This is a genomic window from Verminephrobacter aporrectodeae subsp. tuberculatae At4 (genome assembly GCF_000193225.1).
In the GTDB taxonomy this organism is placed as follows: Bacteria; Pseudomonadota; Gammaproteobacteria; order Burkholderiales; family Burkholderiaceae_C; genus Acidovorax; species Acidovorax aporrectodeae.
Genome location: NZ_AFAL01000253.1, coordinates 1 through 946, shown reverse-complemented (window position 1 = coordinate 946; position 946 = coordinate 1). Strand labels below are relative to the sequence as shown.

The 946-nt window shown below is 71.4% G+C and carries 1 protein-coding gene; it reads right to left on the bottom strand.

Features of this window, described 5'->3' with window-relative positions:
- Positions 1-150: 150 nt before the first annotated feature.
- On the bottom strand, positions 151-946 hold a 796-nt coding region (locus tag VTU_RS0106245), incomplete at its 5' end, for an oligopeptide/dipeptide ABC transporter ATP-binding protein (protein WP_010102188.1).

Genomic DNA, 946 nt, shown 5'->3' with positions numbered 1-946 from the left:
GCAGGGCCAGCGGCAGCGGCAGGTCGCCGGCCAACACGTTCCAGCCTGCGGCGCCGATTGCGCTGCACCGGCGCGGCGGCTGCGTGCGCGGATAGCCCTTGGAATGGCTGCCCAGCAGCGGGTCGTTGAAATCGTTCATGGCGGTCATGGTCATGCGGCAATCTGCGCGCGCAGGTCTTTGCGGATGCAGGCACTGTAATGCCCGGCGGATACTTCCTCGAGCGCGGGGACGGTCTGCGCGCAGGCGCCGATGGCGTGCGCGCAGCGGGTGCGGAACACGCAGCCCGAGGGCGGCGCGATGGGGCTGGGAATCTCGCCCCTGAGCACGGGGCGCGCGAGCGCCGCGTCCGGGTCGGGCCTCGGGCGCGCAGCCAGCAAGGCCTGCGTGTAGGGGTGCGCGGGGCGCGCGAACAGCACCTCGGTGCGGGCCACCTCCATCACCTTGCCCAGGTACAGCACGAGCACGCGCTCGCACAGGTACTCGACCACGTCGAGATCGTGCGAGATGAAGAGCAGCGTCAGGCCGAGCCGCTCGCGCAGTTCGGCGAGCAGGTTGATGATCTGCGCCTGGATCGACAGGTCGAGCGCGGACAAGGGCTCGTCGGCGACGATGAACTCGGGCTCGACCGCCAGCGCGCGCGCCACGCCGATGCGCTGGCGCTGCCCGCCCGAGAACTCGTGCGCAAAGCAGCGTGCATGCTCGGCGCGCAGGCCAACGGTTTCGAGTAGCTCGGCAATGCGCCTGGCGCGCGCGGCCGCGCCCCGGTGCAGGCCGTGCGTGGCCAGCGCCTCGCCGAGGACGGCGCCGATGCGCATCTTCGGGTTCAGGCTGGCGTAGGGGTCCTGGAAGATGATTTGCAGCTTGCTGCGCAGCCGGCGCATGCGCTCGTCCGACAGCGCGCCGATGTCCTCGCCGCGGTAGAGCAGCTGCCCGCTGCTGCGCTCG